Source organism: Mariprofundus ferrinatatus (genome assembly GCF_002795825.1).
GTDB lineage: Bacteria > Pseudomonadota > Zetaproteobacteria > Mariprofundales > Mariprofundaceae > Mariprofundus > Mariprofundus ferrinatatus.
Genome location: NZ_CP018800.1, coordinates 1,940,022 through 1,960,709 on the forward strand (window position 1 = coordinate 1,940,022; position 20,688 = coordinate 1,960,709).

General features: G+C 54.8%; 34 protein-coding genes. 2 read left to right on the top strand and 32 right to left on the bottom strand.

The annotated features are described in order from the left end of the window. Positions 1-16: 16 nt before the first annotated feature. The 30 genes from rplO to folB form a co-directional block, all read right to left on the bottom strand. A complete protein-coding gene (gene rplO, locus Ga0123462_RS09470; protein WP_100266067.1) occupies positions 17-469 on the bottom strand; it encodes a 50S ribosomal protein L15 in 453 nt (150 codons plus the stop codon). 3 nt (positions 470-472) lie between these two features. Further along, the gene (rpmD, locus tag Ga0123462_RS09475) at positions 473-664 is read right to left on the bottom strand and encodes a 50S ribosomal protein L30 (protein ID WP_100266068.1); all 192 of its coding nucleotides are present in this window, start codon (positions 662-664) and stop codon (positions 473-475) included. An 18-nt stretch (positions 665-682) separates the two neighbouring features. Then, positions 683-1,162, bottom strand: coding sequence for a 30S ribosomal protein S5 (gene rpsE, locus Ga0123462_RS09480; protein WP_100266069.1), 480 nt, complete (start codon positions 1,160-1,162; stop codon positions 683-685). A 13-nt stretch (positions 1,163-1,175) separates the two neighbouring features. Further along, positions 1,176-1,529: a 50S ribosomal protein L18 gene (gene rplR, locus Ga0123462_RS09485; RefSeq protein ID WP_100266070.1), complete on the bottom strand. Its 354-nt coding sequence runs from the start codon at positions 1,527-1,529 to the stop codon at positions 1,176-1,178. A 23-nt stretch (positions 1,530-1,552) separates the two neighbouring features. Next, a complete protein-coding gene (gene rplF / locus Ga0123462_RS09490) occupies positions 1,553-2,086 on the bottom strand; it encodes a 50S ribosomal protein L6 (RefSeq protein ID WP_100266071.1) in 534 nt (177 codons plus the stop codon). A gap of 8 nt (positions 2,087-2,094) precedes the next feature. Further along, entirely contained in the window at positions 2,095-2,490 is a 396-nt protein-coding gene (gene rpsH / locus Ga0123462_RS09495; RefSeq protein WP_100266072.1) for a 30S ribosomal protein S8, read from the bottom strand. Positions 2,491-2,503: 13 nt separating this feature from the next. Next, positions 2,504-2,689: a type Z 30S ribosomal protein S14 gene (locus Ga0123462_RS09500; RefSeq protein ID WP_100266073.1), complete on the bottom strand. Its 186-nt coding sequence runs from the start codon at positions 2,687-2,689 to the stop codon at positions 2,504-2,506. A 12-nt stretch (positions 2,690-2,701) separates the two neighbouring features. After that, positions 2,702-3,241, bottom strand: a complete 540-nt coding sequence (gene rplE, locus Ga0123462_RS09505) for a 50S ribosomal protein L5 (RefSeq protein WP_100266074.1) — start codon at positions 3,239-3,241, stop codon at positions 2,702-2,704. Positions 3,242-3,252: 11 nt separating this feature from the next. Further along, positions 3,253-3,582 (bottom strand): 50S ribosomal protein L24, encoded by a 330-nt coding sequence (gene rplX, locus Ga0123462_RS09510; protein WP_100266075.1) that lies wholly within the window; start codon positions 3,580-3,582, stop codon positions 3,253-3,255. A gap of 23 nt (positions 3,583-3,605) precedes the next feature. After that, the gene (gene rplN / locus Ga0123462_RS09515) at positions 3,606-3,974 is read right to left on the bottom strand and encodes a 50S ribosomal protein L14 (RefSeq protein WP_100266076.1); all 369 of its coding nucleotides are present in this window, start codon (positions 3,972-3,974) and stop codon (positions 3,606-3,608) included. Positions 3,975-3,989: 15 nt separating this feature from the next. Continuing rightward, positions 3,990-4,256, bottom strand: a complete 267-nt coding sequence (rpsQ, locus tag Ga0123462_RS09520) for a 30S ribosomal protein S17 (RefSeq protein WP_100266077.1) — start codon at positions 4,254-4,256, stop codon at positions 3,990-3,992. 12 nt (positions 4,257-4,268) lie between these two features. Continuing rightward, entirely contained in the window at positions 4,269-4,466 is a 198-nt protein-coding gene (gene rpmC / locus Ga0123462_RS09525) for a 50S ribosomal protein L29 (RefSeq protein ID WP_100266078.1), read from the bottom strand. Continuing rightward, on the bottom strand, positions 4,463-4,885 hold the full coding sequence (gene rplP / locus Ga0123462_RS09530) for a 50S ribosomal protein L16 (protein WP_100266079.1): 423 nt from the start codon (positions 4,883-4,885) through the stop codon (positions 4,463-4,465). Before rplP ends, rpmC begins: the two co-directional genes overlap by 4 nt. A 27-nt stretch (positions 4,886-4,912) precedes the next feature. Next, entirely contained in the window at positions 4,913-5,563 is a 651-nt protein-coding gene (gene rpsC, locus Ga0123462_RS09535) for a 30S ribosomal protein S3 (protein WP_100266080.1), read from the bottom strand. Between the two features lie 11 nt (positions 5,564-5,574). After that, positions 5,575-5,916, bottom strand: coding sequence for a 50S ribosomal protein L22 (gene rplV / locus Ga0123462_RS09540; protein ID WP_100266081.1), 342 nt, complete (start codon positions 5,914-5,916; stop codon positions 5,575-5,577). Between the two features lie 5 nt (positions 5,917-5,921). Then, positions 5,922-6,200 (bottom strand): 30S ribosomal protein S19, encoded by a 279-nt coding sequence (gene rpsS, locus Ga0123462_RS09545; RefSeq protein WP_100266082.1) that lies wholly within the window; start codon positions 6,198-6,200, stop codon positions 5,922-5,924. Positions 6,201-6,208: 8 nt separating this feature from the next. After that, entirely contained in the window at positions 6,209-7,039 is an 831-nt protein-coding gene (rplB, locus tag Ga0123462_RS09550; protein ID WP_100266083.1) for a 50S ribosomal protein L2, read from the bottom strand. Positions 7,040-7,042: 3 nt separating this feature from the next. Then, entirely contained in the window at positions 7,043-7,342 is a 300-nt protein-coding gene (gene rplW / locus Ga0123462_RS09555) for a 50S ribosomal protein L23 (protein WP_100266084.1), read from the bottom strand. Further along, positions 7,339-7,962 carry a 50S ribosomal protein L4 gene (gene rplD / locus Ga0123462_RS09560; protein ID WP_100266085.1) on the bottom strand — a complete coding sequence of 208 codons (624 nt, stop codon included), beginning with the start codon at positions 7,960-7,962 and terminating at the stop codon, positions 7,339-7,341. Before rplD ends, rplW begins: the two co-directional genes overlap by 4 nt. 1 nt (position 7,963) lies before the next feature. Continuing rightward, positions 7,964-8,596: a 50S ribosomal protein L3 gene (gene rplC, locus Ga0123462_RS09565; RefSeq protein WP_100266086.1), complete on the bottom strand. Its 633-nt coding sequence runs from the start codon at positions 8,594-8,596 to the stop codon at positions 7,964-7,966. Between the two features lie 15 nt (positions 8,597-8,611). Beyond that, positions 8,612-8,920, bottom strand: a complete 309-nt coding sequence (rpsJ, locus tag Ga0123462_RS09570; RefSeq protein WP_100266087.1) for a 30S ribosomal protein S10 — start codon at positions 8,918-8,920, stop codon at positions 8,612-8,614. Between the two features lie 11 nt (positions 8,921-8,931). Beyond that, positions 8,932-10,122: an elongation factor Tu gene (gene tuf / locus Ga0123462_RS09575; RefSeq protein ID WP_100266088.1), complete on the bottom strand. Its 1,191-nt coding sequence runs from the start codon at positions 10,120-10,122 to the stop codon at positions 8,932-8,934. 10 nt (positions 10,123-10,132) lie between these two features. Further along, on the bottom strand, positions 10,133-12,211 hold the full coding sequence (fusA, locus tag Ga0123462_RS09580; RefSeq protein ID WP_100266089.1) for an elongation factor G: 2,079 nt from the start codon (positions 12,209-12,211) through the stop codon (positions 10,133-10,135). A 155-nt stretch (positions 12,212-12,366) separates the two neighbouring features. Continuing rightward, positions 12,367-12,837 carry a 30S ribosomal protein S7 gene (rpsG, locus tag Ga0123462_RS09585; RefSeq protein ID WP_100266090.1) on the bottom strand — a complete coding sequence of 157 codons (471 nt, stop codon included), beginning with the start codon at positions 12,835-12,837 and terminating at the stop codon, positions 12,367-12,369. A 28-nt stretch (positions 12,838-12,865) separates the two neighbouring features. Further along, positions 12,866-13,237, bottom strand: a complete 372-nt coding sequence (gene rpsL / locus Ga0123462_RS09590; protein WP_100266091.1) for a 30S ribosomal protein S12 — start codon at positions 13,235-13,237, stop codon at positions 12,866-12,868. A 296-nt stretch (positions 13,238-13,533) separates the two neighbouring features. Further along, positions 13,534-14,934: an NAD(P)(+) transhydrogenase (Re/Si-specific) subunit beta gene (locus tag Ga0123462_RS09595; protein ID WP_100266092.1), complete on the bottom strand. Its 1,401-nt coding sequence runs from the start codon at positions 14,932-14,934 to the stop codon at positions 13,534-13,536. 9 nt (positions 14,935-14,943) lie between these two features. Next, positions 14,944-15,270: an NAD(P) transhydrogenase subunit alpha part 2 gene (locus Ga0123462_RS09600; RefSeq protein ID WP_100266093.1), complete on the bottom strand. Its 327-nt coding sequence runs from the start codon at positions 15,268-15,270 to the stop codon at positions 14,944-14,946. After that, complete coding sequence (locus Ga0123462_RS09605) at positions 15,270-16,403, bottom strand: Re/Si-specific NAD(P)(+) transhydrogenase subunit alpha (protein WP_100266094.1); 1,134 nt, start codon at positions 16,401-16,403, stop codon at positions 15,270-15,272. Before Ga0123462_RS09605 ends, Ga0123462_RS09600 begins: the two co-directional genes overlap by 1 nt. Positions 16,404-16,494: 91 nt before the next feature. Further along, the gene (folK, locus tag Ga0123462_RS09610; protein ID WP_100266095.1) at positions 16,495-16,917 is read right to left on the bottom strand and encodes a 2-amino-4-hydroxy-6-hydroxymethyldihydropteridine diphosphokinase; all 423 of its coding nucleotides are present in this window, start codon (positions 16,915-16,917) and stop codon (positions 16,495-16,497) included. Further along, positions 16,917-17,282: a dihydroneopterin aldolase gene (folB, locus tag Ga0123462_RS09615; RefSeq protein WP_100266096.1), complete on the bottom strand. Its 366-nt coding sequence runs from the start codon at positions 17,280-17,282 to the stop codon at positions 16,917-16,919. The genes folK and folB overlap by 1 nt, the downstream gene beginning before the upstream one ends. A gap of 100 nt (positions 17,283-17,382) precedes the next feature. Here folB and Ga0123462_RS09620 point away from each other — a divergent pair, with 100 nt between their 5' ends. After that, positions 17,383-17,559 (top strand): zinc-finger domain-containing protein, encoded by a 177-nt coding sequence (locus Ga0123462_RS09620; RefSeq protein ID WP_100266097.1) that lies wholly within the window; start codon positions 17,383-17,385, stop codon positions 17,557-17,559. Here Ga0123462_RS09620 and rlmB read toward each other — a convergent pair whose 3' ends face one another. Both rlmB and Ga0123462_RS09630 read right to left on the bottom strand, forming a co-directional pair. Continuing rightward, positions 17,560-18,306, bottom strand: a complete 747-nt coding sequence (gene rlmB, locus Ga0123462_RS09625) for a 23S rRNA (guanosine(2251)-2'-O)-methyltransferase RlmB (protein ID WP_100266098.1) — start codon at positions 18,304-18,306, stop codon at positions 17,560-17,562. Then, positions 18,296-19,255: an acetyltransferase gene (locus Ga0123462_RS09630; protein WP_100266579.1), complete on the bottom strand. Its 960-nt coding sequence runs from the start codon at positions 19,253-19,255 to the stop codon at positions 18,296-18,298. Before Ga0123462_RS09630 ends, rlmB begins: the two co-directional genes overlap by 11 nt. A 152-nt stretch (positions 19,256-19,407) precedes the next feature. Here Ga0123462_RS09630 and Ga0123462_RS09635 point away from each other — a divergent pair, with 152 nt between their 5' ends. Next, positions 19,408-20,664, top strand: a complete 1,257-nt coding sequence (locus Ga0123462_RS09635; protein ID WP_100266099.1) for an HD domain-containing phosphohydrolase — start codon at positions 19,408-19,410, stop codon at positions 20,662-20,664. The last annotated feature ends 24 nt before the right edge of the window (positions 20,665-20,688 follow it).

Below are 20,688 nucleotides of genomic sequence, written 5' to 3' on the forward strand. Positions count from 1 at the left end.
CCAGGCTGCGCCACTGTTAGGCCTCAGCCGATGCCAGGTTCAGTTTGCCGCCTGCAGCTTTAACCTTGGCAGCAGCCTGCGCAGAAGCAGCAGTAACAGAAACTGTGACTTTCTTGGAAAGCTCGCCGCTTGCCAGCAGCTTGATCGGATCCACAGCGTTGCGAACCAGACCTGCTTCGAACAGCGCCGCTGCATCAACCGCTGCGCCGTCATCAAAAGCGTTCAGCTGATCCAGGTTAACCACCTGGAAGCTGTTATCTTTGCGTGGTGTAAAACCGCGTTTGGGTACACGACGAATCAGTGGCATCTGGCCACCCTCGAAGCCGCGTGCAACCTTACCGCCTGAACGGGACTTCTGACCCTTATGGCCGCGGCCACCGGTCTTGCCATTGCCTGAAGCGATGCCCTGACCTTTACGCTTGCGGTCCTTGCGAGAACCTTCAGTTGCTTTCAGTTCATTCAGTTTCATGCCTTACTCTCCGGACTCAATACGAACGAGATGACAAACCTTGTTCACCATGCCGCGAACAGAAGGGGTATCTTCCAGCTCTACTACCTGATTCATGCGACGGAAACCCAGACCAACCAGAGTCGCTCTCTGATCCTTGGAATAACCGATGCCGCTTTTTACCTGACGGATGCGAATCGTCTCTTTCTTAGCCATTTGAAACTCCTAATCCGATTAAGCGGTCTTGCCACGACGTGCGGCAACCTGCTCTGGGCTTTCCAGCTCTTTCAAGCCGTTAAAGGTAGCGCGTACTGTATTCATCGCATTACGGGAACCCAGTGATTTGGTCAGAATATCCTTGATACCAACAGCGTCCAACACGGCACGAACAGCAGAGGCCGCGATAACACCGGTACCTTCTGCAGCTGGCTTGAGCATCACACGGCTCGCATCCTGAACACCGATAACCTGATAATGGATGGTGCCTTCCTTGCGAGGAACGTAAATGATCGACTTCTTGGCAATCTCAGTTGCCTTACGGATCGCTTCAGGAACCTCTTTTGCCTTAGCGTGGCCGAAACCAACATGGCCATTGCCATCACCTACTACCATCAGCGCAGAGAAGCTCATGCGACGGCCGCCTGATGTTGTCTTGGCGATACGGTTGATGGTAATCAGTTTCTCGTTCAGTTCCAATTCGTCTACATTGATCATCTTCTATGGTCTCCTAGAACTTCAGTCCGCCGGCACGAGCACCTTCTGCCAGCGCCTGTACGCGTCCATGGTATGAGAAGCGGCCACGATCAAAAGCAACCTCTGTAATACCTGCTTTAATTGCGCGCTCGGCAATCAGCTTGCCAACCGCTTCAGCGCCACTCTTGTTGCCACCGGACTTCACACCGGCATCCAGGCTGGACGCGGTAGCCAGAGTCTTACCGCTGGCATCATCGATCACCTGCGCATAGACATGGCGAGCGGAACGGAAAATGCTCAGACGCAGTTTGCCGGATGCCTTAACACGGGCACGGACCTTGCGAGCGCGGCGCACTGCGCCATTGGATTCATAACGTTTTGCAGTCATCTCTTATCTCCTACCTGACGCCCTTAAGCCTTCTTGCCTTCTTTCATTGCCACATGTTCGCCGACATAGCGAACACCCTTGCCCTTGTAAGGCTCAGGCGGACGGAAAGCACGAATCTCTGCAGCAACCTGGCCGACCTTCTGTTTGTCGATACCGGTTACAGTAATAATGCTCTGCTCGACTGTTGCATCCACGCCATCAGGCAGCGCGTAGATAACAGGATGCGAAAATCCCAGTGAAAGGTTCAGACTCTTGCCCTGTGACTGAGCGCGGTATCCAACGCCCTTGAGTTCGAGTTTCTTCTCAAAGCCCTGACTGACGCCGGTGATGTTATTGGCGATCAGCATGCGAGCCAGGCCATAGAATGACTTGGTCTTCTTGGTCTCAAGATCAGCACAGCTGATGGTCAGGGTGTTGCCATCCTGCTCAGCAGTAATGCCAGCAAACAGCGGAGAGCTGAGCTCGCCCTTGGCTCCCTTGACGGTGACGGTGTCGTCGCTCAGACGAACCTCAACACCGGCCGGGATAGTAATAGGTTCTTTACCAACACGTGACATAACTTACCTCAAAATACCGTACAGAGAACTTCGCCGCCGATATGTGCTGCGCGGGCGCTCTTGTCGGTCATAATGCCCTGGGAGGTGCTGACAATGGCAACACCGTAACCGGACTTAACACGCGGAATCTCATCAGCGCCGACGTAAACACGGCGACCAGATTTGGAGATGCGGTTGATCTCGCGAATAATCGGCTGACCTTCGTCATCATAGCGCAGGGTCAGGCGCAGATAACGGTGGCCCTTGTGATTATAAGCTTTCACGGCAGCGATATAACCCTCTTCCTTGAGCAGCTCTGCGAGCGCCAGAAGAGCGTTACTTGCGGGCATTTCGATCTTTTCAATTCCAGCCGTCTGTGCGTTACGAATACGCGTCAGCATGTCGGCAATACGGTCCATCATCATCGTTATATACCCCTTACCAGCTCGACTTAACCATGCCGGGGATCTCACCGGCAAGTGCATGCTTGCGCAGGCAGATACGGCACATACCCAGCTTACGGTAAACCGAGTGCGGACGACCGCACAGCTGGCAGCGTGTATAAGCGCGAACTTTGAATTTTGGTTTGCGATTGCATTTAACAATCATTCTCTTTGAAGCCATGAACTAACCCTCTTATGTGCGGAACGGCATGCTGAACAGCTTCAACAGGGCACGTCCCTCATCGTTCGTATTCGCAGATGTGCAGATGGTAATATCCATACCGCGAATCTTATCCACCTTATCATATTCGATTTCAGGGAAAATGATCTGCTCTTTCAGACCCAGCGTGTAGTTGCCACGTCCGTCAAATGACTTCGGAGAAACACCCTTGAAGTCACGAATACGCGGCAGAGCAATATTAACCAGGCGATCCAGGAACTCCCACATCTGCTCGCCGCGAAGTGTAACACGGCAACCGACAGGCATACCGTCGCGCAGCTTGAAGTTTGCAATCGATTTGCGGGCACGCGTGGTTACTGGCTTCTGGCCGGTAATGGTAGCCATATCGCTCAGAGCACCCTCCATCTCTTTGGAGTTCTGAGAAGCCTCACCCACACCCATGTTTACAACGATCTTGGTAATACCGGGGATCTGCATCGGATTGCTGTAGCCAAACTCTTCCTGCAGAGCAGCCACAACTTTCTCTTTATAAAATTCCTTCAAACGAGCCATTGTCGAAACTCCTAGTTATCCAGCACTTCACCGCATTTGCGGCAGGTGCGGACTTTACGACCGTCTTCAAGTGTCTTGGCACCAAGACGGACACCAGATTTACATTTGGCGCAGTAGTACTGCACATTCGAAATAGACAGGGGTGCCTCTTTCTCGATGATACCACCGGCACTGGCCTGGCTCTGGCGGGTGTGGCGCTTGATCATGTTGACCTTAGCAACCAGCACACTGCCATCCTGTGGCAGCACACGAATCACCTTACCGCGCGTACCTTTGTCGCGACCGGCGATTACAACCACTTCGTCATTTCTGCGGATTCGGGTTTTAACCAACGTTGTCATTATTCTTTCGCCTCTCTTTCCGCTTACAGCACTTCTGGCGCAAGGGAAACAATCTTCATGTAACCCTTGGCACGCAGTTCACGTGTTACCGGGCCAAAAATACGGGTGCCGAGTGGTTCATTCTGCTTGGAGAGCAGCACAGCCGCATTCTCATCGAAGCGGATGGAGCTGCCATCAACACGACGGAACTCTTTGGCTGTACGTACAACAACAGCGCGCTGCACCTCACCCTTTTTCACTTTGCCGCCGGGCATTGCTTCGCGAACGGCCACAACGATCACATCGCCAACACTGGCGTAACGACGCTTGGAGCCACCAAGAACCTTGATGCACTTGACGCTCTTTGCACCTGAGTTATCTGCAACCTGCAGTACGGTTTCATTCTGAATCATTGCAAAACCTCCGGATTACAGCTGCTCAGCACGTGTCAGAACCGTTTCCATCACCCAGCGCTTGCGGCGGGAGATTGGTGCGGATTCAATAATACGTACAGTGTCACCAATGTTGCAGGTGTTCTCAGCATCATGAGCCATATATTTCTTGTGCGAACGAACCGTCTTACGGTAACGCGGATGGATGAACTTACGCTCAACCTGAACGACCACGGTCTTCTCGCCTTTGTTACTTACGACAACCCCTTCCAGGGTGCGCTTGTTTGTAGTTGCCTCGGACATCTCTCTAACCCCTTAGCCGCGCTCAGCAAGAATGGTCTTGATGCGTGCGATTTCGCGACGTACCTGACCTACACGAGCGGTATTATTCAGCTGCATAGTCGCCTTCTGGAAACGCAGCTTCATGTTCTCAGCGGCCAGTTCATCCATGCGCTCTTTCAACTCGGCATCTTTCATGCCGCGCAGATCTTTTGCTTTCTTGTTATCACTCATCGTCCTACTCCACGCACGACAATCTTGGTGCGGATCGGCAGCTTCGCAGCAGCACGCTCAAGGGCGCCACGAGCCAGTGTTTCATCCACGCCATCCATCTCATAAAGGATGCGACCAGCCTTGACAGCTGCAACCCAGTACTCCGGAGAGCCCTTACCTTTACCCATTCGAACTTCTGCAGGCTTCTTGGAAACAGGCAGATCAGGGAAGATACGAATCCAGACGCGACCCTGACGTTTAACGTGACGGTTAATGGTAATACGAGCCGCCTCAATCTGACGTGCAGTGATACGACCAGGCTCAGCAGCTTTCAGGCCAAACTGGCCGAAATTCAGGCTTGCGCCACGTGGGCTCTTACCGCGGATGCGCTGCAGCTCCTTGTGGTGCTTGCGCCAGCGAATTTTCTTAGGTTGCAACATCGTTACTAATCCTCTTCAACTCAATCTTTATGCGTTGTCAGCTTCGGTTTCGCCAAGCTTTATACCATGGAAAACCCAAACCTTGATACCAATCACGCCATAGGTGGTGCTGGCTTCAGCAAAGCCGTAATCAACATCGGCACGCAGGGTATGCAGCGGCACACGACCTTCACGATACCACTCGGTACGTGCAATCTCAGCACCACCCAGACGGCCGGCACAGTTGATACGTACACCCTTTGCTCCCATGCGCATGGCGCTCTGAACCGCACGCTTCATCGCACGACGGAAGGCAACACGACGCTCCAGCTGGAAGGCAACGTTCTCGGCAACGAGCTGAGCTTCAGCCTCAGGACGACGCACTTCAACGATAAATACCTGCACTTCCTGGCCAAATTTCTTTACCAGATCAGAACGTACCGCATCGATCTCGGAACCCTTTTTACCAATCACCACACCTGGGCGGGAGGTATGAACGGTCACCTTGATCTTGTCGGCAGGGCGCTCGATGATAATACGGGAAACACCGGCATGCTTCAGACGCTCTTTTACATAGCGACGCAGCTTGATGTCTTCACGCAGGTTGTTGCCAAAGTTCTTGTCATTGGCGTACCAGATCGATTCCCAGTTACGAATCGTTCCAAGACGGAATCCAATCGGATTTACTTTCTGTCCCATGACTACTCCCTTTAACCGCGTTCGCTGACAGACACGGTCAGGTGGCTGTGGCGGTGGAAACGTTTACGCATGCGGCCCATACCTTTCGGACGGAAACGCTTCAGCGTCATGCCTGCATCGGCCTTGGCCTCGGAGACGAACAACTGATCGACATCCAGACCATGATTCTGCTCGGCGTTGGCAACTGCGGAATTAAGAACCTTCTCGTAGAGACGAGCAGACTTCTTCGGTGACAGGGCCAGAACGGCCAGCGCACGATCAACATCCAGACCACGGATGGCATCGGCCATCAGTCGGGCCTTCTGGGGGCTGATTTTGCTGTTTTTGTGCAATGCACGTACTTGCTCAGACATGCCTATTACCTCTTCCTAGCCTTTTTGTCCGCGCCGTGACCATAGTAGGTACGAGTAGGCGAAAACTCGCCCAGCTTGTGGCCAACCATGTTTTCAGTCACGAACACAGGAACGAACTTGTTACCGTTATGCACAGCGAAGTTCAGACCGACGAAATCCGGTGCGATCGTAGAACGACGGGACCAGGTTTTAATCACAGACTTCTTCTCTGAAGCCTGAGCAGCATCAACCTTCTTCTGAAGGGAGGCCTCAATGTAAGGGCCTTTCTTTAATGAGCGTGCCATGTCTTACCTCACTTCTGGTTGCGGCGGCGAATAATATCACGGTTCGACGCCTTGTTCTTTGCACGGGTCTTGTGACCCTTGGTCGGTACACCCCACGGGGTAACCGGATGACGACCACCGGATGTACGGCCCTCACCACCACCATGCGGATGGTCAACCGGGTTCATGGCAACACCACGAACGTTCGGGCGAACACCCAGCCAGCGTGTGCGACCGGCCTTGCCTACCTTACGGTTGGAGTGGTCTGCATTACCCATGACGCCAATGCTTGCCAGACAGCGGGAGTCAACACGACGGAATTCGCCGGATGGCATCTTCAGGACAGCACGGCCGCCCTCTTTACCCATAAGCTGAATGGATGCGCCTGCACTGCGTGCGATCTGACCGCCCTTGCCAGGCTTCAGCTCAACGTTGTGCAGCAGGGTACCTACACGAATCTTCGCCAGTGGCATTGCATTGCCCGGACGAACTTCCGCTTCCGGACCGCTCATCACTTCATCACCCGGGCGCAGGCCCTGTGGTGCAAGGATGTAACGCTTGTCGCCGTTGCTGAAAACAACCAGTGCGATATGCGCTGTACGGTTAGGGTCATATTCGACGCGCGCAACCTTACCGCCAATACCGAAATTGTCACGCTTGAAATCGACCATGCGGTAGAGACGCTTGTGTCCGCCACCACGATGGGCGCTGGTTACACGGCCATTGTTGTTACGTCCGCCTGATTTTGTCAGACCTGAAACAAGGCTCTTCTCAGGAGCGCCCTTGTGCAGATCCTCGTTAACCACGCCGATACGACCGCGGTTACCGTTTGTTGTTGGTTTCAATGCCTTCAATGCCATTGCTTATACCTCTTCAGACACTTCAAGAGTCTCGCCCTCAGCCAGGCGGACCACAGCCTTACGGTAACCCGAACGGGTACCGGACTGCATTCCGCGACGCTTAGGCTTGGCAGGCATGTTGATCACCTGAACACTGTCAACCTTCACTTCGAAGACGGCCTGAACAGCAGCCTTGACCTGTGATTTGGTCGCATTGCGGGCAACACGGAATGTGTACTGGTTAGCTGCGCCGGTAGCCGAGTAGCTTTTTTCAGTGATTACTGGCTGACGCAGGATGTCGAAATGATTGATGTTCGCACTCATGACAGACGCTCCTCAAGTTTATCTACAGCAGCCTCGGTCAGGATCACACGCTCGCACTTAAGCAGGTCATGCAGATTCATCTGGCCGTCGAGAACCACTTTGGTGTTCGGAATGTTGCGTCCGGAAAGCTCAACATTGCTGTTGGCTTCTGCCAGAACGATGAGACCTGACTTCGCTTCAAGTGCACCAAGAACATCGGCAAATGACTTGGTCTTAGGCGCATCCAGCTCCAGCTTGTTGACGACAGTAAGCTTACCGGCACGAACTGCATCGGAAAGAACCAGGCAGAGTGCACGACGACGCTCTTTCTTGTTAATTCGTGATACAAATGTGGTATCAGCATTCGGGCCATGAGCAGTACCACCATGACGCATGTGGTGAGCACGGGTTGTACCCTGACGAGCCCGGCCTGTACCCTTCTGCTTGAAAGGCTTCTTGCCGCCACCTGAAACGTTTGCCACGGTCTTGGTTGCACTGGTGCCTGCACGCTGTGCAGATGCCAGTGATGCATAGACGCGGTGAACGAAGCCGGCGTCAGACTCGAGACCGAATACAGCCGGATTCAACTCACGCTTGCTCACTTCCTTATTGTTCTGATCTACGATGGTGATCTTCGCCATCTTACGCTCCCTTCACGGCAGGACGCAGTTCAACCAGCCCGCCACGCGAACCGGGAACAGCACCCCTTACCAGAATACGATTGGACTCAGCGTCCACGCGAATCACTTCAAGGTTCTGAGTCGTAACACGCTCGTTACCGTAGTGACCAGGCATCTTCTTGCCCGGAAATACACGGCCCGGCCACTGACACTGACCGGTAGAACCCATCTGGCGATGTACTTTTTCAGCACCGTGGGTGGCACGGCCACCGGCGAAATTGTAACGCTTCATGACGCCGGCAAAACCACGACCCTTAGAGGTGCCTGAGATATCAATCTTCTGGCCAACTTCAAACAGACCGGCATTCAACTCCTGGCCCAGTTCGAATTCAGCATCAGCAGCAACACGGAACTCTTTCAGACCACCGGTAACTTCCTGACCCTGCTTGGCGAAATGACCCTGAACAGCACGGGTGTTATTGCGCTTGGCAGCGCCAAAACCCACCTGAACGGCATCGTAGCCATCGCGGTCTGCAGTGCGACGCGCAATCACCTTGCATGGCTCAACATTCAATACAGTCACAGGGACCGCAGAACCATCTTCTGCGAAGACCTGTGTCATGCCCGCTTTCCGGGCGATCAATCCAACACTCATGATTATCCTCCCGAATTAAAGTTTGATCTCGACATCCACACCGGATGGCAGATCAAGCTTCATTAGCGCATCCACGGTCTGTGGAGTCGGCTTATCAATATCAAGCATGCGCTTGTGAGTACGAATCTCGAACTGTTCACGAGAATCCTTGTACTTGTGCGGTGACTTGATTACGCAGAATTTGCGAATCTTGGTCGGAATCGGAATCGGACCACGAACCTCCGCACCGGTACGTTTTGCTGTCGCCACAATGTCAGCCGCGCTCTTATCAAGAATGCGGTGATCAAAAGCCTTAAGGCGAATACGAATACTTTGAGTTGCCACGTACGGCCCCCTTATTTACTAATGTCGGTTACGACGCCAGCGCCGACCGTACGACCACCCTCACGAATTGCGAAACGGAGCTCTTTGTCCATCGCGATCGGAGTGATCAGTTCAACATCCATAGAGATGTTATCGCCAGGCATCACCATCTCGGTGCCCTCTGGCAGCTGTACGGAACCAGTCACGTCAGTTGTACGGAAGTAGAACTGTGGACGGTAACCGTTGAAGAATGGCGTATGACGACCACCCTCTTCCTTGGTCAGAATATATGCCTCTGCCTTGAAAGTGGTGTGAGGAGTAATAGAACCCGGCTTCGCCAGTACCTGACCACGCTCAACATCTTCACGCTTGGTACCACGCAGCAGTACACCAACGTTGTCGCCAGCTTCGCCGGAATCCAGCAGCTTGCGGAACATCTCAACACCGGTACAGGTTGTCTTGGTGGTAGCCTTGATACCAACGATCTCGATCTCGTCACCAACCTTAACAATACCCTGCTCAATACGACCGGTTACAACAGTACCGCGGCCTGAGATCGAGAAAACGTCCTCGATTGGCATCAGGAAGGTCTTGTCGATTGGACGCTCAGGCGTAGGAATGAATGAATCCACCGCTTCCATCAGGCGAAGAATAGATGCCTCACCAATTTCAGACTGGTCGCCTTCCAGCGCCTTCAGCGCAGAACCGATAATGATCGGAGTGTCATCACCAGGGAAGTCGTATGAGTCCAGAAGTTCACGAACTTCCATCTCTACCAGCTCAAGAAGCTCTTCATCATCAACCATGTCAGCCTTGTTCAGGTATACAACCAGGTGAGGTACGTTTACCTGACGCGCCAGAAGTACGTGCTCGCGGGTCTGTGGCATCGGGCCGTCTGCAGCCGATACAACCAGAATACCACCGTCCATCTGGGCAGCACCGGTGATCATGTTCTTCACGTAGTCAGCATGGCCCGGGCAGTCAACGTGTGCGTAGTGACGCGCTTCTGTCTCGTACTCAACGTGAGCTGTAGCAATTGTAATACCGCGCTCGCGCTCTTCAGGAGCACCGTCAATATCGCCGTAATCCTTGAAGGTAGCGCCGCCTGTCAAAGACAGAACCTTGGTGATCGCAGCGGTCAACGTGGTCTTGCCATGGTCAACGTGACCAATCGTACCAATGTTCACATGCGGTTTCGTACGCTCAAACTTTTCCTTTGCCATGATCTACTCCTTAACCCTTAACAGCCGCAATGATCTCTTGCGCAATGTTGTTTGGAACTTCTTCATAATGTTTAAACTGCATGGTGTAGGTCGCACGCCCCTGAGACGCCGAACGCAGGTTGGTTGAATATCCGAACATCTCGGAAAGCGGAACTTCCGCATCAACAACCTTGGCATTGGAACGATCTTCCATGCCCAGTACGCGGCCACGACGACGGTTCAGGTCACCAACAATATCGCCCATGTAATCTTCAGGTGTTACCACCTCAACTTCCATGATCGGCTCGAGGATAACCGGCTTGGCCTGTGCACAACCGGCACGGAAACCCATGGAGCCTGCAACCTTGAACGCCATCTCGTTGGAGTCGACATCGTGGTAGGAGCCGTCAACAACGGTAACCTTGATATCCACCATAGGATAACCGGCCAGAACACCGTTCTGCATCGCCTCTTCAGCACCCTTGCCAACTGCAGGGATATACTCGCGGGGGATGGAGCCACCGGTGACGGCATCAACAAACTGGAAGCCCTCACCCGGCTCAAGCGGTTCGATCTCAAGCCAGCAGTGACCATACTGACCGCGACCACCAGACTGACGTACAAACTTACCTTCAGCCTTGGTCTTGGTGCGAATGGTTTCACGGTAGGCCACCTGAGGCTTACCAACATTCGCCTCAACCTTGAACTCGCGCTTCATACGGTCGACGATGATCTCGAGGTGCAGCTCGCCCATGCCTGAAATGATGGTCTGACCGGTCTCTTCATCGGTGCGGACGCGGAAAGATGGATCCTCTGCAGCCAGACGTCCGAGTGCGATACCCATCTTCTCCTGGTCAGCCTTGGTCTTCGGCTCAATAGCAACGGAGATCACCGGCTCAGGGAACTCCATGCGCTCCAGAATGATCGGAGCCTCAGGAGTGCAAAGCGTATCACCGGTAGTGGTGAACTTCAGGCCTACGGCAGCAGCGATGTCGCCGGCGCGAACCTCTTTGATCTCCGTACGCTCGTTGGCGTGCATCTGCAGAATTCGGCCCAGACGCTCTTTCTTATCCTTGGTGGAGTTGATCACGTAGGAGCCAGCCTCGACCACGCCGGAGTAGACGCGGAAGAAGGTAAGGGTTCCCACAAACGGGTCGGTCATCACCTTGAATGCCAGGGCAGCAAACGGCTTCTCATCGGATGAAGGACGGGAATCTTCCGCCTCGGTGTCCGGATGGATACCTTTAATTGCAGGAACATCAACTGGCGCAGGCATGTAATCCACAACAGCGTCAAGCAGGGTCTGGATGCCCTTGTTCTTGAATGCGGTACCGCACATGACAGGGATCACTTCGATGTCGAGCACAGCCTGACGGATGCACTTCTTCAGCGCATCCTGGTCAATCTCTTCACCCTCAAGGTAAGCCATCATCAGATCTTCGTCGTGCACCAGAACTGCATCGAGAAGCATCTCGCGGCGCTCTTCAGCAACCTCAGCCAGCTCTTCAGGGATATCGATCACGTCGTACATCGCACCCATGGCTTCGTCCTGCCAGACAATCGCCTTCATGGACACCAGGTCGATCACACCCTGGAAATCCTCTTCAGCGCCGATCGGCACATTCAAGGCAACCGCGTTGTGACCCAGACGCTCGCGAATCTCATCAACAACCTCAAAGAAGCGCGCACCGGTGCGGTCCATCTTGTTTACAAATGCGATACGGGGAACCTTATACTTGTCCGCCTGACGCCAAACGGTCTCGGACTGTGGCTGAACACCACCCACTGCACAGAAGACGCCGACAGCGCCGTCAAGCACACGCAGAGAACGCTCCACCTCAATGGTGAAGTCCACGTGTCCGGGGGTGTCGATGATATTAATCTGATGGTCTTTCCACGAACAAGTTGTTGCCGCGGAGGTAATGGTGATGCCACGCTCCTGCTCCTGCGCCATCCAGTCCATGGTCGCAGCGCCGTCATGCACCTCACCGATCTTGTGGCTTACGCCGGTGTAGAAAAGAATACGTTCAGTCGCAGTGGTTTTACCAGCGTCAATATGCGCCATGATGCCGATATTACGTACACGTTGAAGTGGGGTCTTACGAGCCACGTCGCTTCTCCTTTATTACCATCAAATTAAAAGAACAATCTGTTCTCGGAAATCAGGCTTGCGCCGTCAATCCAACAGAGAGGCAACCCTCTCTTCAGTTGAACCTGCCATGCAGATTCAGGTTTAAACGGCGGACACCATGTCCGCCAATCCTGTTACCAGCGGAAGTGCGAGAACGCCTTGTTGGCTTCCGCCATACGATGGGTCTCATCGCGCTTCTTGAATGCTCCGCCGCGCTCCGCAACAGAATCAGCCATCTCATTACCCAGACGCTGAGCCATGGTGTACTCGGAACGCTTACGCGAAAACTCAACCAGCCAGCGAACACCCAGCGAGTGCTGACGACGGTCGGAAACTTCCATCGGCACCTGATAGGTGGCGCCACCAACACGGCGGGATTTCACCTCGACCGCAGGCTTAATCGCCTCGATAGCATTCAGCAGGCAAGCCAGCGGATCATTACCGGTCTTCTCAGCAGCGATATCCATCGCCTCATAAACAATCGCTTCAGCTACGGTCTTCTTGCCGTCCAGCATCACCTTGTTAATCACATTGGATACAGTGGTGTTACCAAACTTCGCATCCGGCACAACCGGGCGGCGTGGGGCAGGTCCTTTACGTGGCATCGTTCAAACTCCTCAATCTTTCCAACAATTACTTCGGACGCTTCGCGCCGTACTTCGAGCGAGCCTGCTTACGGCCCTCAACACCCGTTGTATCCAAAACACCACGGAGAATGTGGTAACGCACACCTGGCAAATCCTTTACACGGCCGCCGCGGATCAGCACAACCGAGTGCTCCTGCAGCTTGTGGCCCTCACCCGGAATGTAAGCAGTCACTTCCATACCGTTGGTCAGACGCACACGGGCAACCTTACGAAGTGCCGAGTTAGGCTTCTTCGGGGTCGTGGTGTAAACACGGGTACATACGCCACGACGCTGTGGGCACGCCTGCAGAGCAGGAACCTTGTTGATCTTTCGTTTGTCTTTTCGCTCGCTGCGAATCAACTGATTAATCGTTGGCATTGTTACCTCTTCTCCAAACTTTCACTTCCCCAGTCAGACCGCGAAAAACACAGCCCTAGCGAAGGGTCGCGAACCATAGTGTCGGCCAACTTGACTGTCAACCGCTTTCAGCACTGAAAAAACAGGAGCGATACAATTGTCGCAATTCGCCACTGCCAGCATCGGCAGTTGCCTCGAATCCAGGCGCCTGCCGTCAAATCATCTACTATATTATATAGCTTGCTTTTCAACGCCGCCCTGCTGACTTCCACCCCGGGAGACGAAGCGATTCCACCCGTCAGCGCCTGATCAAGCGCCTAATCAAGCGCCTGGATAATCTTTTCGCACGCCTTCTTGGCATCATCAAAAAGCATCATGGTGCGATCCATATAGAACAGATCATTATCGAGTCCGGCATAGCCTGCAGCCAGCGAACGCTTAACCACAATCACATGATGTGCCTTGGCCGCCTCAAGAATCGGCATACCGTAGATCGGGCTCGCCGGATCGGTTTTGGCCGCCGGATTCACCACATCATTGGCACCAATCACCAGCGCCACATCGGTCTCTGCAAACTCAGAGTTGATCTCATCCATCTCAAACACGATATCGTAAGGCACATCAGCCTCAGCCAGCAGAACGTTCATGTGGCCTGGCATGCGACCTGCAACCGGATGAATGGCAAACTTCACCTCAACGCCCTGCTTCAGCAGCAGATCAACCATCTCTTTCAGGGCATGCTGGGCACGCGCTACCGCCAGACCATATCCCGGAATAATGACCACGGAACGCGCATTGCCGATCATGAATGCCGCATCCTCCGCTGCCCCTGAGTGCACCGGACGCTCGCCTGCAGCGGCAGCACCACCAGCTGCCGGAGCATCACCACCGAAACCGCCGAGCAACACATTGAACAGCGAACGATTCATCGCCTTGCACATGATATAGGAGAGAATGGCACCGGATGAGCCGACCAGTGCGCCGGCAATAATCAGCATATTGTTCCCGAGCGTGAAGCCGATACCGGCCGCAGCCCAGCCCGAGTATGAGTTCAGCATCGATACGATCACCGGCATGTCGGCACCGCCGATCGGCACAATCAGCAGCACACCGAGCACAAGCGCAATGGCCAGCATCACCAGAAACGGCAGCCACGCGCCGTTCACACAGAAGAGAATACCAGCCCCGATCATGCCGATACCGAGAACCAGGTTAACAACATGCTGTCCGCCGAACACCAGCGGCCTGCCGGAGAGCAGACCCTGCAACTTGCCGAAAGCGATCAGCGAGGCGGTAAAGGTGATGGCACCAATAAAGGTACCGAGAAACAGTTCGATGCGACTGGCCAGATGCAAGCCGCCACTGGCATCTGCAATGCCATAAGCAACCGGATCATAAAGGGCGGAAACCGCAATCAACACGGCTGCCAGACCCACCAGCGAATGCATGAAGGCAACTGTCTGCGGCATATGGGTCATCGGCACCTTGCGTGCGGTAATGCCTCCAAGCAGGCCGCCGACGCCAATCGCCGCCACGATCCAGGCGTAGTTCTGCACAGACTCAAGCTGCAGCGTTACCAGTGCTGCAATACCCATACCGAGCATGCCGAAGGTGTTACCACGACGGGCAGTTTCAGGGCTGGCCAACCCCTTCAGCGCAAAGATGATCAGCACCGAGGCGATCAGATAGGCAAATGCCACCATATTGACTGAGAGCATATCGATCCCCTACCTGCGCTTCTTGAACATCGCCAGCATGCGCTGGGTCACCATAAAACCACCGAAGATATTCACCGAGGCCAGGCCGACAGCGATCAGCCCGAGTACGGTTGCCAGATTCATCTCAACGGGACCTGCGGCCAGCAGCGCGCCGACAATAACAATACTGGAGATGGCATTGGTTACGCTCATCAGCGGCGTATGCAGAGCCGGTGTGACATTCCACACCACATGGTAACCAACAATAACCGCCAGCACGAAAACGGTAAACGAGAACACAAATGGGTCATGCGAGGTTTCGGCTGCCGCCTGAGTTGCCTGCTGCACCATATCCATCACTTCACCTCCGCGCCAAGCAGCTGCGGCTTGAGAAATTCGCCATCACGGCAGATCAGGGCGGCCGCAACCACCTCATCTTCCATATCAATATTCAACCTGCCGGACTCGGCATCGAGCATCGGCTGGATAAAATTGAGCATATTACGGGCATAGAGCTGACTGGCATCGGTTGCCATCAGGGATGGGATATTGCCCACGCCGACAAGCATTACGCCATACTTCTCGACCACCTGATCCATCTCCGAGAGCGGGCAGTTGCCGCCCATCTCAACCGCCAGATCAACTATCACCGAGCCGGGCTTCATCGATTTGACCATCTCTTCGCTGATCAGCACCGGCGCCGGCTTGCCGGGAATCAGCGCCGTGGTGATGATAATATCGGACTTGGCGACATGCTCGGCAACCAGCTCCGACTGGCGGCGCTTGTAATCGTCATCCATCTCTTTGGCATAACCACCGGAATCTTCGGCATCCTGGTCGGACGCCACCTCAACAAAGCGGGCGCCAAGACTCTGCACCTGCTCCTTGGCAGCTGCACGCACATCGAACACCTCAACCGTTGCCCCCATGCGGCGCGCCGTGGCAATCGCCTGGAGCCCTGCGACGCCGGCTCCGAGAATCAGCACCTTGGCCGGCTGCACTGTGCCTGCTGCAGTCATCAGCATCGGCATAAAACGGCCGTAATGCTCCATCGCCAACAGCACCGCTTTATAACCTGCAATATTGGCCTGCGACGAGAGCACATCCATGCTCTGGGCGCGCGAAATACGCGGGATCATCTCCATGCAGAAACAGGCGAGCCCGGCATCGGCATAATCTTTTAACAGCGGATTGGTGAATGGCGAGAGCAGCGCGGCAACGGCGGTACCGCTCTTGATATCTTTCAGCTCCACCGTGGATGGTGCGCGCACCTTGAGTACAAGGTCGGCATCAGCGCAACAGGCCCTGAAGCCGTCGACCAGGCGGGCGCCAGCCTTCTCATAGGCCGCATCGGGAAAACGGGCGGCATGCCCTGCTTCACGCTCGACCACCACCGTACAGCCTGCGGCAACAAGCTTGCCAACAGTCTCAGGCGTTGCAGCAACGCGTTTTTCATGGGTCTGGGTTTCGGCTGGAACCGCGATCAACATCTGTTCATTTCCCCTGTAACAGAGCTACCAGTATCTCGATCGGCTTGGCGGCGGCTCAATGGATGTGGAAGTTTAGAAGCACAGGCCCGATTTACAAGCGCAATTCGACTAAGGTTACTGTTTTTTCATCATCGCAGGGCAGGTCGATCTCAACCAGTTCCGCTGCAGGCACAAAAGCGTGCGCATAACGGTAGAGCTCATCGTCCAGAACCTCGCCGCCATACATCAGCACATCAAGGTCCAGGGTCCGCGGCCGCCATGAACCCTCGGAGCGGTCCCTCCCCTGCGCATCTTCCAACCCTTTCAGGCAGAGCTTAATCTCGCCTGCCGGCATTTCGCTCTGCAGACGACAGCAGGCATTGAGGAAATCGGACCCCTGCATGCCGACGGCCGCAGAACGATAGACCGATGAGAAGGCAACACTCCCGAATTGAATGCGCAGTGCCGTTGCCGCCGCCAGCAGGTGCTTTTCCGGCTCGATATTGGAGCCCATGCCGATTAATACCTCAGCCATCAGTCGCGGCTTCCCCGCTCGATCACCACGGCAACATTCTCGGTACCGCGCACAGCTCCCGGCTTTGACATCTTCAACCGCAACCACGGAACACCAAACTCGCCGATGACTATCCGTGCGCACTCTTCGGCCAGCTTCTCGATCAGCCCGAAGCTGGAGGATTCAACAAATGAGATCAGCCGCTTGGAGACCGATTTATAGTCCAGTGCATCATGAATATCGTCCGACTCGGCCGCTCCGGAGGTGTCCCAGGCCATCTCCAGGTCAAGGCGAACAGTCTGCCTGATTTCCCGTTCCCAGTCATAAATCCCGATGACGGTCCGGATCTCCAAACCCTCAATTAACACAAGGTCTTTCGCGCTCATAACAGTCTCCATATATGTTTTTCAATGATTCCAGCTTGACATTTCACCGTTCACCACCACAATTCGCCGCGCTTTTTTGGTTGCAGGAAGAGGGGTTCCAATGAGTAGTGTCGTTATCAAGTCTATCGAAGAGATCGTTTCATGTTCGGACAACGGGCAGCACCCTCTCATCTACATCAGCCTTAAGGATGGCAGCGGCCAGTGTCAGTATTGCGGCCAGAAATTCGTCCGCATCACGAAAGCTGAAGCCAGCAATCAGGACAAAATCGCCGCATAATCATTTATTGCGCTGTCTGTTGATCTCAAACAGCGCAATGCCGGTCGCCACCGAAACATTCAAAGACTCCACCTGCCCCGGCATTGGAATGCTGATCAGCTGATCACAGCCTTCACGCACCAACCTGCGCATCCCTTTCCCCTCGGAACCCATCACCACCGCAGTCGCCCCGTTCAGGTTCGCATCATAGATCGAGCTCTCCGCCTCACCGGCAAGCCCGGTAACCCAGAACCCGGCCTGCTGCAGCTTCTCCATCGAGCGCTTCAGATTAGTCACCTGCAACAGCGGAACCCTGGCCAGCGCACCGCAAGCGCTCTTTGCCACCACCGGCGAGTGCAGATCCGCCGCATTATCCTTGGGCACAATCACACCAACACATCCAGCCGCTTCGGCCGTGCGGATGCAGGCGCCGAGGTTGTGCGGATCGGTCACCTGGTCGAGCAGCAGCACCAGCGGCTTAGAGCCCATGTCGAGCCCATCAAGCCACTGCTCAAAGGAGAGTGCCGGCCTGCCGCTTCTTGAAGCCAGCCGGGCCACAACACCCTGATGCGGCACATTGCCGGCCAGCTTCGCCAGTTTCTCGCGCGGCACAAAACTGACACGCAGCCGCCCCTTCTTCGCCAGATGCACCAGTTCATTGAGGCGCGGGTGCGATTTGCCCTTCTCGACCATCAGCTCTTCGATCGGCTCTCCCGCATCCAGCGTATGTTTTACGGCATGGATGCCGGCGATCACATTACTGCTCATACATCTCCCTGAACGCATCGACGAATGCACCGTACATCTCTGCAGGCAGCGCATTGACGCCTGCGGCAGCCTTGCGGCCTCCGCCGGTCGGGAACTGCATGCAGAGTTCGTCCGCCCCTGTCTTATTGTTCAACGGTGCTCGCACGCTGATGCGGTAGCCGCCATCGGGCAGTTCGGTCATCAGGGCATGGGCACGATCCGGATTTTCGCGCGCCAGCTCGTTGCCGTAAACGCCTGAGACACGCCGCGTCCAGGGCGCATCGGCGAGCATAATGACAGCGATACCCTGCTCCTCGACTGCAACCGGAAGGTTTCGCGCCTGCGCAATATCTTCCGCATAGCCGTCGGACAACTTCCGGTAATCGGCCGACTCGGCAATAAATGCGAAGGGATCGGAGTAGTGGGAAATCGCGCGATAGAGTTCAGCGGGGTGGAAGTGGAGATCTTCCGGCGTCACGCCGTAACCGTTGTAGTTGATCAGGGTGCCGAGATGCTCCAGCTGCGAGAGCTGCGCATCTGACAGATTCAGCGGCACAGCGGCCTTACGCGCCGCATCGAACAGGTTGTCGCCGAATGCGGCCGTCACTGCCCACGGCAGATATGCGCCGTTCAAATAGTCATTGATCAGCAGGCTGGTGCAGGTCTCTGCGGATGTATCGATAACGGCCTCAAGATTTGCTGAAACAGGCACATCGCCGGCAAAGTGGTGATCGCAATAAAACAGTGCAGCGCCTGCTTCAAGCATACGGACAAGGTCGCTACGATTCTTATCCAGCGAGATATCGAGCACCGTGACCCGATCCCCTCCTCCGGCCTCAACCCTTTTCAGCAGGGAGATATCGCGCTTCACACCGGTAACCAGCTCGGCCTCACGCGGCTCTGCCAGCCTGAGCTGATGCAGCGCGCAGATGCCATCGGCATCACCATTAAATACGTCAAAACTGTTCATCGGCAAACCCTTCGGAACTCCTCGTCCAATTGCAAGCAAAAGCACCATGCCGCTGTCATCCGGCATGGCATACGATCTGAATTAATGTAGCCCCGGAAACTGGCGATAATAGAAACTACCCACTCATTTGAACATCTGCCAGGAGGTACAAATTGGGCACCTTCAACATCAACCTGCATGAACTTGTTTACAGCCTCTCGGATGCACTGGATCTGGTGGGCGTCGTGCAAATCCACCACGGCAAACGTGTCGGGTTTATGGCAGCCGAGTGTGGCAAGCAGATGGGGCTGGATTCAACCACCCTGGACAGCCTGTTTCAGGCGGCAATCCTGCATGACTGCGGTGTATCCAATACCTCAGTACACGCACGCCTCGCCCAGTTCGAGTGGGAACAGGTGCATGGCCACTGTGAAATTGGTGCCGGCCTGCTGGCCATCACTCCGCCGCTGGCCCACCTTTCTGATGTCATTCTGCATCACCATACACACTGGTCCACCCTGAAAACACTGGACCTTCCGGACGATATTGCCCTGATGGCCAACCTGATATTCCTCGTTGACCGTGTTGATGTCCTCTCCCTGCAGGCGCAGGTCAAAAACGCCAATATCCTGCTCGGCATGGATGATGTTATCGCCAGAATTGTCGAGAAACGGGGGAGCTGGTTTAACCCCAATATCGTCGATGCCTTTCTGGAGGTTGCCCGCTCAGAGTCATTCTGGCTTTCACTTGAGAGGGAGCATGTCGACGGTTACGTCTACGAGTGGTTCTCACACGAAACCACACGCCCGATCAAATTCGAGGATGTAAAAAGCCTGGTGAAAATATTCTCCCATATTGTCGATGCAAAAAGCCCGTTCACATTCGAACACTCGCAAGGAGTAGCCAGCCTCTCGCGACATCTGGGCGAGCTGTTTGAAATTCCGGAACACAATTGCGACATGCTCGATCTGGCAGGGTTACTGCATGACATCGGCAAACTCAGGGTGCCCGACAATGTGCTGGAGAAACCGGGCAAACTTTCCAACTCCGAATTCAGAACCATCCAGCGCCACAGCTTCGATACATTCAATATCCTGAAAAAGATTCGCGGCTTCGGCGAAATCGCACAGTGGGCCGGCCAGCATCATGAACGGGTGGATGGCGGCGGCTACCCCTACCACGCCAAAGAGAGCAGCCTCTCCCTGGAGGCGCGCATTGTTGCCGTAGCCGATGTTTTTCAGGCGCTGGCACAGGATCGCCCTTATCGACCCGCTATGACACCATCCCAGATCATTGAAATTCTGGAAGCCGATTCGGATGCCGGCAAACTGGATCGCAATGTGATCGGCATGGTGAAGAATAACATTGAATCCTGCTGGAAGAGGGCAACCCTGCAGGAGGATGTAGCGGCCGATGCCGTCCCAGCTTAAGGCCATGCTTATCTTGGCCATGAC